We start from the raw sequence: 13,902 nt of genomic DNA, 5'->3' as shown, positions 1-13,902 counted from the left end.
CGGCTAGACGAGGTCGAGCGCGCGCGTGCGGATCTGCTCCTGCACGCGGGCCACGAACTCGTCGACCGGGACGATGTCCTGCTTCTTCCCCTGCCCGCGCATGCGCACGGCCAGCGTCCCCTGCTCCGCCTCGCGCTTGCCCAGCACCGCCATGTACGGGACCTTCTGCAACTCGGCCTCGCGGATGCGGTAGTTGAGCGTGTCGTTATGCGCATCCATGGTGGCGCGGATCCCGGCGGCGCGCAGCTGCTTCGTCACCAACTCGGCTTGCGGGGCGAGGTCGTCGGTGATGGGGAGGATGCGCACCTGTTCCGGGGCGAGCCAGACCGGGAAGGCGCCGGCGAAGTGCTCGATGAGGATCGCCATGAAGCGTTCGAACGACCCCGACACGGCACGATGGATGACCACCGGGCGATGCGTGGTGTTGTCCTCGCCGGTGTAGCTCATGTCGAACCGTTCCGGGGCGGCGTAGTCGAGCTGGATGGTGCCGAGCTGCCAGGCCCGCCCTAACGAGTCGGTGACGTCGAAGTCGATCTTGGGGCCGTAGAAGGCGCCGTCGCCCGGCTTGAGTTCGTACGGCATCCCCGTCGCCTCGAGCGCGGCCTTGAGCGCCGCCTCGGCGCGGTCCCACATCTCGTCGGTTCCCACGCGCGTCGGCGGGCGCGTGGCGAACTTCACCGTCGCCGTGAGCCCGAAGGTGCGATAGTAGCCGAGGATGAACTGCATGAGGCGATGGACTTCCTCGGCAATCTGCGACTCCATCAGGAAGATGTGGCAGTCGTCCTGCTGGAACTGGCGCACGCGGGTGAGCCCGGAGAGGGCGCCGGTGATCTCGTTGCGGTGCAGCACGTCGTACGTGTTGTAGCGCAGCGGGAGTTCGCGGTACGAGTGCTTCTTGGCGTTGAACAGGAGGTAATGCGAGGGGCAGTTCATCGGCTTGAGCGACATGTCGTGCTCCTCCGTCTCGGAGTTGAGCACGAGGAACATGTTCTCGCGATACTTCCCCCAGTGGCCCGACTGCTCCCATAGCGCCTTGTTGAAGAGCAGCGGCGTGCGCACTTCCTTGTAGTCGTCGCGTTGCAGCTCGCGGAGGAAGTCGTTGATCGTGTTGACGATCGTCGTCCCGCGCTCGGTCCAGAAGGCGGCGCCGGGCGCGTACGGGTGGAACATGAAGAGGTCGAGCGCCTTGCCCACCACGCGATGGTCGCGGCGCTTGGCCTCCTCGATGCGGAAGAGGTGCTGCTCGAGGTCTTCCTTCTTCCAGAAGGCCGTGGCGTAGATGCGCTGCAGCATCTGGCGGCGCTCGTCACCGCGCCAGTACGCCCCGGCGGTGTGCAGGAGCTTGAAGTGCTTGAGGTACGACGTGTCGGGGACGTGCGGGCCGCGGCACAGGTCGATGAACGGACCGTCAGTGTACGTCGAGATGATCTCCCCCTCGGGGAGGTCGGCGATGCGCTCGAGCTTGAGCGGGTCGTCGGCGAAGCGCACGTTGGCCTCGTCGCGGTCGACCTCCTCGCGCTGGAACGGGTACTTCTCGGCGATGACCTTCTTCATCTCCGCCTCGAACGACTCGAGGTCCTCGGGGGTGAAGGGCTTCTCGACCTCGAAGTCGTAGTAGAAGCCGTCATCGATGGCGGGGCCGAAGCCGATCTTGGCGTCGGGGCGCAGGCGGCGCACCGCGGTGGCCAGGATGTGCGCCCCCGAGTGGCGGAGCACGGCCAGCGACTCGGCGTCCTTGTCCGTCAGCACCTTGAACGCCCCGCCCCGGCGGAGCGGCGTCATGAGGTCCTGCACCTCACCGTCCACGGTGACCGCGATCGCTGCGTTGAGCAGTCGCGGGCCGATCGAGGCGACCACGTCGCGCGGCAGCGTGCCGGCATCGACCTGGCGAGTATCGCCGTTGGGGAGCGTGAGGGTCAGCGGAGCAGACATGTCGGGTGGGACGGGACGATGGTGGAGTCGAGCCGGTGCGAAGCGGTGGGGGCGCGGGAGCGCCCGCGCCTGCCCAACGGGAGGAGCCTAACGGATACCGTCGATGAGCGGCGTGACACGCGAGCCGTAGCGGAAGGCCAGCATCACCCCCGCCGCGATGGCGAGCGCCAACACGAGCCACGGGATGAGTTTCGTGGCGTTGGCGGGTGGGGGGTCCGGGGGCGCGGATCGCATATTCACGACGCGCAAGTTATCGTACGACAGCAAGTTGATGCTACGGGGCGACCGCGCTCGCTCCCCACGCTCTCTCCGGTGCGCATGGCGCGATACATCGAGGACGAATCGGATTCGGGACACACGCTGCTGGTCGCGGCGGGTGTGGTCGCGGGCCTGCTGGCGGGGGCGGTCGTGGCGCAGCGCATGGGCGGGTGGCGCGGCATGCGTCGCCTGCTGGGCAAGCAGCGCGCGCCATTGCTCAAGCTCGTGCGCGGGGCGCTCCCCTCGGGGGCGCTGGGTGCGGTCATCGATGCGGTGGGGATCGAGCAAATCATCGGTGCCCTGCTCGGCACCGTGCCCGCCGAGCGCCGACCGGTAGCGGCCAAGAAGCGCCGGCGGCAGCGGACGCGCGACCTGGATGAGTACGAGGTGGACGACATCGAGCGCGCGGCTGCGGGTCTGGATGACGACGACGAGGAGTCGGCCCCGCCCGCGCGGGCGCACGTCGGTGACGACGCGTTTCCGGACGAGGACGACGAGGACGAGGACGCGGAGGACGACATCGTCGACCCGGAGTCGCCGGAGGCGATCGAGGAGGCGGTGCTCGCCGCCTTTAGGCGCCACGCGGTGCTGCGACAGCGGGCGCTGGAGATCGCCGTCGACGACGACGGTGTGCTCGAGCTGACCGGCCGGGTGCGCACGGAGCGCGAACTTCGCATCGCGCGCCGGGTCGCCAGCCGAGTGGAGGGAGTGGAGCGGGTGGTCGTCGATGTCGCGGTCCGTGACGCGGGACGCGGGGCGGTACGCGCCGGCGCCCGCACGGGGTCAGACGCGCCCTAGGGGTTCCCGCGCACGCCGTTCGCGAAGGGCCGCCCCGGGTGGGCGGCCCTTGCTGCTTCCACGTTAGATTTCGCGCCATGTCGACCTCCGAACTTCCCCCGCAATACGACCACGCCGCCACCGAGCGCGACCTGTACGCGCGCTGGCAGGAGGCGGGAGTCTTTACCGCCCATGCCGATCGTTCCCGCCGCGCCGCGGGCGATCGTGATCCGTATACCATCGTCATCCCGCCGCCTAACGTGACCGCGGTGCTCCACATGGGGCACGGGCTCAACAACACGGTGCAGGACGTCGTGATCCGCTGGCGCCGCATGAGCGGCGACGAGGCGCTCTGGGTCCCCGGGACCGACCACGCCGGCATCGCCACGCAAAACGTGGTGGAGAAGGCGCTGGCCAAGGAGGGGAAGACGCGCTTCGACCTGGGGCGTGAGGCCTTCGTGGCGCGCACGGCGCAGCACGTGAACGAGACGGGGGGGACGATCCTCTCGCAGCTGCGCGCCATCGGGGCGTCGGCCGACTGGACACGCACCGCGTACACGCTCTCCCCGGCGCTGTCGCGCGCCGTGCGCGAGGCGTTCGTGCGCCTGTTCGAGCGCGGGCTCATCTACCGCGGCCACCGCGTGATTCATTGGTGCCCCCGATGCCTCACGTCGCTGTCGGATGAAGAGGCGGAGCATCATGACGCGAACGGGAAGCTGTACCACATCAGCTATCCCATCACGCAGGTGAATGCGAGCGAGGAGCGACGCTACATCGTCGTGGCCACCACGCGCCCCGAGACGATGCTGGGCGACGTGGCGGTGGCGGTGAACCCGAACGATGAACGCTATCAGGATCTCATCGGGCGCACGGTGATGCTCCCGATCGCGAACATGGAGATCCCGATCATTGCCGACGACTACACCGATCCGGCCTTCGGCTCGGGGGCGGTGAAGATCACGCCGGCGCACGACGCCAACGACTTCGACGTCGGGCAGCGCCACAACCTGGCGATGCCGGTGATCCTCACCCCCACGGGTGAGTTGCGTGAGGTGATGGATGCGGGCGGTCGCGTCCCCGAGGACCTGACCGGGATGGACCGGTTTGCCGCGCGCGAGGAGATCGTGAAGCGGCTGCAGGCGCTGGGGCGCCTCGAGAAGATCGAGCCGCACGCGCACTCCATCCGCCGCTGCTATCGCTGCGACACCGTGGTGGAGCCGCGCCTGTCGGAGCAGTGGTTCGTGAAGATGAAGCCGCTCGCCGAGCCGGCGCTGCGGGCGGTGCGCGAGAAGGAGATCCGCATCCTCCCCGAGCGATGGGAGGCGGTCTACATCAACTGGCTCGAAGGGATCCGCGACTGGAACATCTCGCGCCAGCTCTGGTGGGGGCATCGCGTCCCGGTCTGGTATTGCGACGCCTGCGGCAAGGTGACGGCCTCGCGCGAGGACGTGCAGCACTGCCCCGCCTGTTCGGGGGCGGTGCGGCAGGACGAGGACGTGCTCGACACCTGGTTCTCGTCCGGGCTGTGGCCGTTCTCCACGTTAGGCTGGCCCGACGACACCGCCGACCTCAAGGCGTTCTACCCGACCGACCTGCTGGTCACCGCCCCGGAGATCCTCTTCTTCTGGGTGGCGCGCATGATCATGACCGGTTTTGCCTTCATGGGCGAGGCGCCGTTCCACACGGTCTACCTGCACGGGACGGTGCGCGACACCAACCACGTGAAGATGTCCAAGTCGCTGGGGAACGGGATCGATCCCCTCGACGTGGTCGGACTCTACGGCGCCGACGCGCTGCGCTACACCGTGGTCGCCGGCATGGGACTCGGGGCCGACACGATCCTCGACCCGAAGGACCTGGAGCGCTCGTTTGCCCCGGGGCGCAACTTCGTCACCAAGCTGTGGAACATCGGGCGCTTCCTGCTCACCAACGTCGGCGACGACCACGTGCTGGCGCTAGACAACATCCCGGTGAACGACTTCACACGGGCCGACGCCTGGATCCTTGGGCGCCTGAACGCGGCGATCGAGGCCTGCAACACCGCGCTTGGTCCCACGCGGCCTAACGGGACCCGGTGGCGCGACGAGGAGCGCTACGCCGGGCTCCGCCTCAACGAGTACACCGAGGCGGCGCGCAACTTCGTCTGGAACGAACTCGCCGACTGGTACCTCGAGTCGGTGAAGGGGCGCCTCTCCACGCCGGGCGACGATCGCAACGTGGCGCGCGCGGTGCTGGTGTATGCCTTCGACCAGGCGCTGCGACTGCTGCACCCGATCGTCCCGTTCGTGACCGAGGCGCTGTGGCAGAAGCTCCCCGTGCACGTCGACGGGACCTTCGTCGCGACGGCCAGCTGGCCGACTCGGCGAAACTACCCCGGGCGTCCCGACGAGTTCGCCCGTGTCATCGAGGCGGTGTCGGCCATCCGGCAGCTGCGTGGCGAGTACGGGATCACCCCCGGCAAGCAGCTGTCGGGGATCGTCATCCCGGCCCCGGCCTCACAGGCGATCTACGCCGGTGAAGGGGCGTTGATCGAGCGCCTCACGCGGTGCGCCCTGACCCGCGCCGACGCCGCGCCGAGCGGGGCGGCGGCACATCAGGTGCTCTCGGATGGTACAGAGATCGTGCTCCCACTGGCGGGAGCCATCGACCTCGACAAGGAATGCGCGCGACTCAAGGGAGAGCTGGAAGGACTGGAGAAGCAGCTCACGGGACTGCGCGGCCGGCTGCAGAACGAGAACTTCATCGCCCGCGCCAAGCCCGACGTGGTGGAGACGGAGCGTCGCAAGGAACAGGAATGGACGGCGCGGCGCGAGCAGCTCGCCGCCAAGGTAGCCGCGCTGTGCGGCCACTAGCCCGCCTCGCCGTGGTGGCCGCCGCGTGGAGCTGCGCGTCGGCCAGCATCCCCCCGGGAGGGCCGGAGACGTACGATCCCCCCAAGGTCCTGCGTGCACGCCCCGACACCAATGCGGTGAACGTGCGCGCCGGAGGGGTGACGTACAGCTTCGACAAGGTGGTGAGCGAGCGTCCGGTCGGCGCGGCCGACCTCGGGGCGCTCTTCCTCATCTCGCCGAGCCACGGGGCGCCTAACGTGTCGTGGCGACGGACGACGATTTCCGTGAGCCCCAAGGGTGGCTTCCGCCCCAACACCACGTATCGCGTGCGCATGCTCAGCGGGCTCGCGGACCTGGAAGGAAACGTCGACTCGACCGGGTCGGTGATCGTCTTCTCCACAGGGGCCACGATCGCACGGGGGAACCTGCGCGGGATCGTCTTCGACTGGATGGCGGAAAAGGTCGCGCCACAAGCGTTCATCGAGGCCTTCCCCCTCCCCACCGACCGCGATTCCACGCGCTACATCGCACAGGCCGACTCGATGGGGCGCTTCGACCTCGGCAACGTCCCCGCGGGCCGCTACGTCCTTCGCGCCTCGGTGGACCAGAACAAGAACCGTTACCTCGATCCGCGCGAACTGTACGACACGATGACGGTCACGCTCGCCGACTCGCTGCGGCGCGAGATCCTGACGTACGTGCACGACACCATCGGCGCCGGCATCCAGACGGTCACCATCGTCGATTCGCTCACGCTGCGCGTCCAGATGGATCGCGCCCTCGACACGACGTTCGTGATCGACACGACGCACTTCACGCTCCGGGCCAAGGACTCGACCCTGGTGCGCATCGCGCGCGCCCTGTCGCGCCGCGCCGACGATGCGCGCCGTGAGGACTCGCTGCGCACCAAGGCGATCCAGGACTCGGTCCAGAAGGCGGCCAAGGCCGACAGTGCAAAGGCCGACAGCGCCAAGGGCGATACGGCCCGCGCGCCGCGCCCCGCCCCGCCCCCGACGACGCGCCGCGCCCTCCCCCCGCCGACTCGGCGTTCGGTGGACTCGGTCGTCGCGCGCCTCACGGGGCGCGACACGGCCAGGAAGGAGCCGCCACCCAAGCCGAGCATTCCGGCCCCGGTCAACGAGATCATCTTGCGCCTGGCGACGCCGCTGCAGCCGTCGACCAGCTACCGACTGCGGGCGATCGACATGCGCACGCTGCTCAAGCGCACGCGAACGAGCGAGCGCGTCTTCAACACCCCCAAGCCCCGAAAGGCGGCCGACTCGACCGCGAAGGACTCCTCGCGCGCCCGGCGCGACACCAGCGCGGCGCGTGACAGCAGCGCGCGACGCGACACCAGCGCCGCGCGCGATAGCAGCGCGCGACGCGACACGACCCGCCGAGACACGAGCGCCACCGGGCGCGATGCCTCCGTCGGCGCATCGACCGCGACGCACCCCGAAGCGCCAACCGCCAGGCCGCAGCCCGTGACGCCGATCGCCGACGACCGGGTGCGGTGGCTGGCCGTGGCCCGAGCGCCCTCGCGTTAGGCGCATGCCCGACACGCGCCGCACGCTACCGGCCATCGGGACCCTGCTCGCGCGCGACGGGGTCAAGGCGCTGAGTGCGTCGTCGCCGCGCCCCCTGGTGACCGAAGCGGCACGTCGCGTGGTCGCCGCCGTGCGCGACGGGCATGCCGCGCTCCCGCGCGACGACGCCGAGTGGGATGCGCGCGTGGCCGCCGCGCTGGCGGCCCTCGAACGGCCGTCGCTGCGCCCTGTCTTCAACGCGACGGGGGTCGTCCTGCATACCAACCTCGGGCGCGCCCCACTCGCTCCCGCCGCCCTCGACGCGATCGTCCGCACCGCGAGCGGTGCGTGCAACCTCGAGTACGACATCGAGGCGGGGGCACGGGGATCGCGCTACGGACACTGCGTTGCCCTCCTGCGCGAGCTCACCGGGGCGGAAGACGCGATCGTGGTGAACAACTGCGCGGCCGCGCTCGTCCTCGCCCTCAACACCTTCAGTCGCGACCGCGAGGCGGTGATCTCCCGCGGCGAGCTGGTCGAGATCGGCGGGAGCTTCCGCGTCCCCGAGATCATGGCCCGCAGCGGGGCGGTCCTGCGCGAGGTGGGGACGACCAACCGGACACACGCCGACGACTATCGTGCGGCGTTAGGCGCGCAGAGCGGAGCGCTCGTCAAGGTGCACCGCTCCAACTTCGAGATCACCGGCTTCGTCGCCGAGGCGACGCTGCGCGACCTCGCCCCGATCGCCGCCGAGCAGGCGATCCCGCTGCTCTACGACTTCGGCAGCGGGCTCCTCGTCGACCTGGGCGAATTCGGATTGCGCGGGGAGCCGCTGGCGCGGGACGCGGTGCGCGACGGGGCGACGCTGACCCTCATGAGCGGTGACAAGCTGCTCGGCGGGCCGCAGGCCGGGATCATCGTCGGGACGGCCGCCGCCGTCGCCGCCTGTCGGCGCAACCCGCTGTGCCGCGCGCTGCGCGTGGACAAGCTCACGCTCGCCGCGCTCGAAGCGACCCTGGCGCTGTACCGCGACCCTGCGCGCGCGTTGCGCGAGGTGCCGGCGCTCGCCATGCTCACCGCCCCGCCCTCCGCGGTGCGCGAACGGGCCGAGTCGTTAGGCGCGGCGCTCGCGACCGCGGGGATCGCGCATGACGTCGTGGCGAGCGAGGCCACGGTCGGCGGCGGCGCCTTTCCGTCGGCGCGCATCCCGTCGACCGCGGTGGCGCTGGCGGGGAGCGCCAGCCGGCTCGACGAGCGGTTGCGTCACGGGGAGGCGGCGATCGTGGGGCGCATCGAGCACGAGCGCTTGCTGCTGGACCTGCGGTCGATCCCGGCGATGCGGGACGACGACTTTCGGGGGGGCACTGCTCAGGACCCTGGCGCCGTCCCTCGCATGAAGACGAAGCGTCCAGCCGCCTTCCTCGATCGCGACGGCACGCTCATCGAGGACGCGCACTACCTCGCCGATCCGGCGCGCGTGCATGTCCTCCCGGACGTCGCCCCGTCGATCATCGCGCTCAACGAGCGCGACCTGCTGGCCATCGTCATCACCAACCAGAGCGGGATCGCGCAGGGGTTGGTGACCGAGGCGCAGTACGACGCCACGCGTCGGCGCCTGGCGCAGCTCCTGGCCGAGGCGGGGGCGCGCATCGACGCCACCTATCACTGCCCGCACCATCCCAGCGTCTCCGGCGCCTGCGATTGTCGCAAGCCGGGGACGGGAATGTACCTGCAGGCCGCGCGCGAGCATGCCATCGACCTGCAGCGCTCGCTCTTCGTCGGGGATCGGCGGCGCGACGTCGAGCCGGCGCTGGAGCTGGGCGGCATCGGCATCCTCGTCCCCTCGCCCGCGACCCCACCCAACGAGGTGCACTGGGCGCGGACGCATGCGGGTGTGGCACATTCGCTGGCCGAGGCGATCAATCGCTGGATTGCCGCGATCGACGGCTGACACGCCACCTTACTCCGCGGGCGCCGACTGGGTACAATGCGGCGCCATGCGCAAGCAGATCGCGGTACTCGCCTCGGGGGGCGGGTCGAACTTCCAGTCCATCCAGGCGCACCTCACGTCGCTGGGTGTCGACTGCCCGGGCGAGATCGTCCTCGTCGCGGCAGACCGCCCGTCGGCCGGGGCGCTCGAGCGGGCGGCGGGGCACGGTATCGCGGCCGTGGCGATGGACCGCGAGCAGCGCACCAGCGGCATGCTCGCCCTGCTCGCGCATCACGCCATCGACCTCGTCGTCCTGGCGGGCTACCTGCGCATGGTCCCGGCCGAGGTCACGCGCAGCTTTCGCGGGCGCATCGTGAATGTGCACCCCGCCCTGCTCCCCGCCTTTGGGGGGAGCGGCATGTACGGGCACCATGTGCACGAGGCAGTCATCGCCCACGGCGCGCGCCTCAGCGGGGCGACGGTGCACTTCGTGGACGAGGTCTACGACCGCGGGCCGATCATCGCGCAATGGCCGGTGCCGGTCTTTCCGTTCGACGACGCCGTCACGCTCGCTCGGCGCGTGCTGGCGGTGGAGCATGCCCTCTACCCGCGGGTGGTGCAGCAGCTGGCGGCGGGCGTCATCTCGTTAGGTGACGATGGGCGCGTCCACGGGGCCCCCGGCCACCTCGCCCCCACCCACTTCGCCCTGCGCGCCGATCCCGGCGCGGCCGCCGAAGGGATCAACGCCCTCCTCGGCTAGCCCGCACCATATCACGCTGATTTCATCCACGACTCTCCCGTCGTTTCTCCCATGCCTACCGCCCTGCTCTCCGTCTCCGACAAGTCCGGCCTGGTCGACTTTGCCCGCGCCCTCGTGGCCGCGGGGTGGGACCTGGTCTCCACCGGCGGCACCTCCCGCGCCCTGCGCGATGCCGGGCTCACCGTCCGCGACGTGTCGGATGTGACCCAGTTCCCCGAGATGCTCGACGGGCGCGTCAAGACGTTGCACCCGGCGGTGCACGGCGGGCTCCTGGCCCGGCGCGACCTCCCCGAGCACATGGCGGCGATCGCCGAGCATAAGATCAGCCCGATCGACCTCGTCTGCGTGAACCTCTATCCCTTCCGCGAGACGGCGGCAAAGCCCGGCGTGCATCCCGAGGAGGTCATCGAGAACATCGACATCGGCGGACCGTCGATGCTGCGTTCGGCCGCCAAGAACTTCGCCGCCGTCTGGGTCGTGGTCGACCCTGCCGATTATGCACCGGTGCTCACCGCGATTGCGTCTGGCGACGATGACCCGACGCTGCGCCGCCGGCTGGCGGAGAAGGTCTACGCGCACACCGCCGCATACGACGCGGCCATCACCACCTGGTTCGCCCAGCAACGCGGCGACCGCTTTCCCGACACCATTCCCGTCGCCCTCACGCGCGGACAGTCGCTGCGCTACGGCGAGAATCCCGGGCAGGAAGCGGCCTTCTATCTCGAGCGCGCTGGTGAAGGACTCTCCGGGCTCGTGCAGAAGGGGGGAAAGGAACTCTCGTTCAACAACTTCCTCGATCTCGAGGGGGCGCTGCTGGCGACCGACCCGTTCGCCGGCGAGCCGGCGTGCGCGATCATCAAGCACACCACGCCGTGCGGGCTGGCCACCGGAACGAGCGCCCTCGACGCCTACAAGAAGGCGCTCGCCTGCGACCCGGTCTCAGCATTCGGGAGCGTGATCTCGTTCACCGTGCCGGTGGACGGTGAAACGGCCGAAGCCATCGCCTCGCTCTTCGTGGAGTGCATCGTGGCCCCGTCGTTCAGCGAGGAGGCGGTGGAGATCCTCGGGCGCAAGAAGAACCTGCGCGTGCTCGAAGGGACGGCCACGTGGCGCCCCGGGGCGCTCGACTTCAAGCGGGTGCGCGGCGGCTTCCTGCTGCAGGACCGCCCGCCCACGTCGTTAGGCGCCGGCGAATGGAAGGTCGTCACCAAGCGCGCGCCGACCGAGAAGGAACAGACCGACCTCCTGTTCGCCTGGCGTTCGGTGAGTTCGGTCAAGTCGAACGCGATCGTCCTCGCCCGTGACGGCGCCACGATCGGGATCGGCGCCGGCCAGATGTCGCGCGTCGATGCCTCGTTCATGGCGGTCCACAAGGCGCGCACCATCGGCCACGCCACCGAGGGGTGCGCCCTGGGCTCCGACGCCTTCTTCCCCTTCCGCGACTCGATCGACCAGGTGGCCGAGGCCGGGGTGACGGCGATCGTGCAGCCTGGGGGTTCGGTGCGTGACGCCGAGGTGATTGCGGCGGCCGACGAGAAGGGGATCGCGATGGTCTTCACGGGGCAGCGGATGTTTCGACACTAGGTTCAGGAAGACGGGAAGACGGGAAGACGGGAAGACGGGAAGACGGGAAGACGAGAGAGGGGGGCGGCCGGTCGCAGATCGTCCCCTTCTCCTCCGCGCATCGAGAATTCCGGGGAGGCGCCATCGCCTCGTCTCGAACAGAACGTGTTCGGCCGGTCGCCCAGTGACCAACGATCCGGATTCGACACGGGGGCGAGCGCCTTCCGTCGACCAGTGTTCCCATGAATCCGACGAGGCGCGCCACATCGCGTGCGCGAGAATGGTCCGCGATGCACGGAAATGGTGAGGCCGTCGCTTGGGCCAGTGGCCAGCGTTCGTGCCATGACTCCAGCAAAGCGGTGGCAACAACGGGTCGAATCGCCCGACCCACCTGAGCGCCGCCAAGAGGGTGCCGCCTCCCTCGCGCCGCCGTCGGGTACGGCGATGCATGCGGCGGCGAGGGAGTGCGTGCAGCCGGGGCGTGCGAAGACCCCGTCGGAATGGTTGGCGGCCACACGAAGCGCGCTGCGGTTGCGGCACTACAGTGCGCGTACCGAGGAGGCGTATCTGGGCTGGCTACGGCGCTTTCTCGCGTTCCGGAAGGCGCGTGCACCCGCGGCTGGTGGCGCAGAGGCCGTACGACAGTTTCTCTCGTACCTGGTTGAGCGGCGTCGAGTGAGTGGCGGGACGCAGCAGCAGGCGTTGGCGGCGCTGCGATTCGCCTTCGACCACGGGCTCGGCGTACCGTTGTCGTGGGTGGAGGTGTCTCCCGTGCATCGCCCACCGCGCCTCCCCGTGGTGCTCTCCGGCACCGAAGTCGCGGCCGTACTCGAGCGATTGCGTGGGGCCAAGCAGCTTGTGGCGATGTTGCTGTACGGGTCCGGGCTCCGGTTGCTGGAGGCGCTGCGGCTGCGGGTCAAGGACCTCGACTTCGAGCGAAGCACGCTGATCGTGCGGAGGGGCAAGGGGGACAAGGACCGCGCCACCGTCCTGCCGCCCGCCCTGCATGGCCCGTTGCAGGCGCATCTGCAGCGCGTGAAGCGCGTGCATGATCGTGACCTGGCGCGCGGCCTGGGATGTGTGGTCCTGCCAGATGCCCTCGGGCGCAAACTCCCGAATGCGGCGCGCGCGTGGGAGTGGCAGTGGGTCTTTCCGGCGACGAGCCACTATCGGGATCGGCTGACCGGGGAGTACCGGCGGCACCATCTGCACGAGACGGCGGTACAGCGGGACGTGAAGGTGGCGGTTGCACTGGCGGGCATCGCAAAGCGAGCCAGTTGCCACACGTTTCGGCACTCCTTCGCGACGCACCTGCTCGAGCAGGGATACGATATCCGCACGGTGCAGGAGTTGCTGGGGCATTCGGACGTGAGTACGACCATGATCTACACGCATGTGTTGGCGCGGGGGCCTGGGGCGGTGCGCAGTCCGTTGGAATTGGTGAAGCTGACGGAGGGGGCGCGCGAGTAGCGTGGTTGGTTTTGCGGGCGGGGCCCGTGCGGTCCCCAGAGCCGTCCCATAGGGCCCCCCCGAAGGGCCCCAGCGTGGCCGGTGTGGCTGGCGAGCGCGGGGAAGCGGTGGTAAGGTGAGCGAGGTATACGTTCGGCTGGGCAGTACCGAAGGACTTATGCTGACCGGTGCGACGCGACTACGCGTGCTGTCGAACGGACCGGATACTGACCGACCTGATGGGAGTATTGCGGGCGGTCGAATCTTCGTTAGGCGACACTGACAGGTGCGTTGCGCAAGCGGAACGCTTCGCGAGCCCTCGTTGCAGGGACCCTCGGGGTACTGAGGGGCTCAGTTCGTCGCCGCGTGACCGCTTGTGGCACCGTGCGTGCACTGACGACGCTCCGGCTCGGCAGGCGGGGGCCGTATGGGTACGACGCTTCGTATCCGCCGCGCGCCGGGTCCACAGAGAACGGTCTCTCGCTCGCCACGCACGCGCTGGTGTCGCACGGGCCGGCCTACCTGTTCGCGGGCCCCGAGTGGTTTCAGGTGGCGGGTCAGCCTGGGCCGGTACCCGCGCGCGGAGGTACCTGGGTGCTCGCGACCGGCGGGGGGATCCGACGCGGGGCGTGGGCCGTCGAGGTGCGGAACGGTATGTTTGCGCGGCGATTGGGCACCACGCGGGGGCACCTCGACGTCGGACTCCAGTGGCGTCACGCGTGGTGGTAAGCGTGCAGAGCGGAGACCCGCCGACAGTTCCCGCGGTTCACCCGGATTGAGCATGTGAAATTATGTCGCCTAACATGCGTTGCAGCAGACCAAGGCATCGTCGGACTGCAGGCCTGCGGCCGCATTATATGACGCCTTGGCTGCTGA

Annotated in this window: 8 protein-coding genes and 1 pseudogene; 7 read left to right on the top strand and 2 right to left on the bottom strand. The window is 69.6% G+C overall.

Features of this window, described 5'->3' with window-relative positions; translation table 11 throughout:
• Window positions 1-3: 3 nt before the first annotated feature.
• Both thrS and IPN47_06780 read right to left on the bottom strand, forming a co-directional pair.
• Window positions 4-1,932, bottom strand: a complete 1,929-nt coding sequence (gene thrS / locus IPN47_06785; GenBank protein ID MBK9407747.1) for a threonine--tRNA ligase — start codon at window positions 1,930-1,932, stop codon at window positions 4-6.
• A gap of 87 nt (window positions 1,933-2,019) precedes the next feature.
• Window positions 2,020-2,166, bottom strand: a complete 147-nt coding sequence (locus IPN47_06780; protein MBK9407746.1) for a hypothetical protein — start codon at window positions 2,164-2,166, stop codon at window positions 2,020-2,022.
• Between the two features lie 84 nt (window positions 2,167-2,250).
• Here IPN47_06780 and IPN47_06775 point away from each other — a divergent pair, with 84 nt between their 5' ends.
• The 7 genes and pseudogenes from IPN47_06775 (at window position 2,251) to IPN47_06745 (ending at window position 13,047) form a co-directional block, all read left to right on the top strand.
• Entirely contained in the window at window positions 2,251-2,988 is a 738-nt protein-coding gene (locus tag IPN47_06775) for a BON domain-containing protein (protein MBK9407745.1), read from the top strand.
• 77 nt (window positions 2,989-3,065) lie between these two features.
• Complete coding sequence (locus IPN47_06770; GenBank protein MBK9407744.1) at window positions 3,066-5,819, top strand: valine--tRNA ligase; 2,754 nt, start codon at window positions 3,066-3,068, stop codon at window positions 5,817-5,819.
• Window positions 5,807-7,345 carry an Ig-like domain-containing protein gene (locus IPN47_06765; protein MBK9407743.1) on the top strand — a complete coding sequence of 513 codons (1,539 nt, stop codon included), beginning with the start codon at window positions 5,807-5,809 and terminating at the stop codon, window positions 7,343-7,345. The genes IPN47_06770 and IPN47_06765 overlap by 13 nt, the downstream gene beginning before the upstream one ends.
• Before the next feature lie 4 nt (window positions 7,346-7,349).
• On the top strand, window positions 7,350-9,275 hold the full coding sequence (gene selA, locus IPN47_06760; protein MBK9407742.1) for an L-seryl-tRNA(Sec) selenium transferase: 1,926 nt from the start codon (window positions 7,350-7,352) through the stop codon (window positions 9,273-9,275).
• A gap of 46 nt (window positions 9,276-9,321) precedes the next feature.
• A pseudogene (gene purN / locus IPN47_06755) lies at window positions 9,322-9,900 on the top strand (phosphoribosylglycinamide formyltransferase).
• 165 nt (window positions 9,901-10,065) lie between these two features.
• The gene (gene purH / locus IPN47_06750) at window positions 10,066-11,598 is read left to right on the top strand and encodes a bifunctional phosphoribosylaminoimidazolecarboxamide formyltransferase/IMP cyclohydrolase (protein ID MBK9407741.1); all 1,533 of its coding nucleotides are present in this window, start codon (window positions 10,066-10,068) and stop codon (window positions 11,596-11,598) included.
• A gap of 423 nt (window positions 11,599-12,021) precedes the next feature.
• Window positions 12,022-13,047, top strand: coding sequence for an integron integrase (locus IPN47_06745; protein ID MBK9407740.1), 1,026 nt, complete (start codon window positions 12,022-12,024; stop codon window positions 13,045-13,047).
• Window positions 13,048-13,902 lie beyond the last annotated feature (855 nt).

This window comes from Gemmatimonadota bacterium (assembly GCA_016719105.1).
Classification (GTDB): domain Bacteria; phylum Gemmatimonadota; class Gemmatimonadetes; order Gemmatimonadales; family Gemmatimonadaceae; genus SCN-70-22.
The sequence above is the reverse complement of the archived record's forward strand: the minus strand, read 5'-3'. Positions and strand labels throughout refer to the sequence as shown.

Coding starts and splice junctions, on each gene's coding strand:
- thrS (MBK9407747.1), bottom strand. CDS start 1,932: ATGTCTGCTCCGCTGACCCTCACGCTCCCCAACGGCGATACTCGCCAG.
- IPN47_06780 (MBK9407746.1), bottom strand. CDS start 2,166: ATGCGATCCGCGCCCCCGGACCCCCCACCCGCCAACGCCACGAAACTC.
- IPN47_06775 (MBK9407745.1), top strand. CDS start 2,251: ATGGCGCGATACATCGAGGACGAATCGGATTCGGGACACACGCTGCTG.
- IPN47_06770 (MBK9407744.1), top strand. CDS start 3,066: ATGTCGACCTCCGAACTTCCCCCGCAATACGACCACGCCGCCACCGAG.
- selA (MBK9407742.1), top strand. CDS start 7,350: ATGCCCGACACGCGCCGCACGCTACCGGCCATCGGGACCCTGCTCGCG.
- purH (MBK9407741.1), top strand. CDS start 10,066: ATGCCTACCGCCCTGCTCTCCGTCTCCGACAAGTCCGGCCTGGTCGAC.
- IPN47_06745 (MBK9407740.1), top strand. CDS start 12,022: ATGCATGCGGCGGCGAGGGAGTGCGTGCAGCCGGGGCGTGCGAAGACC.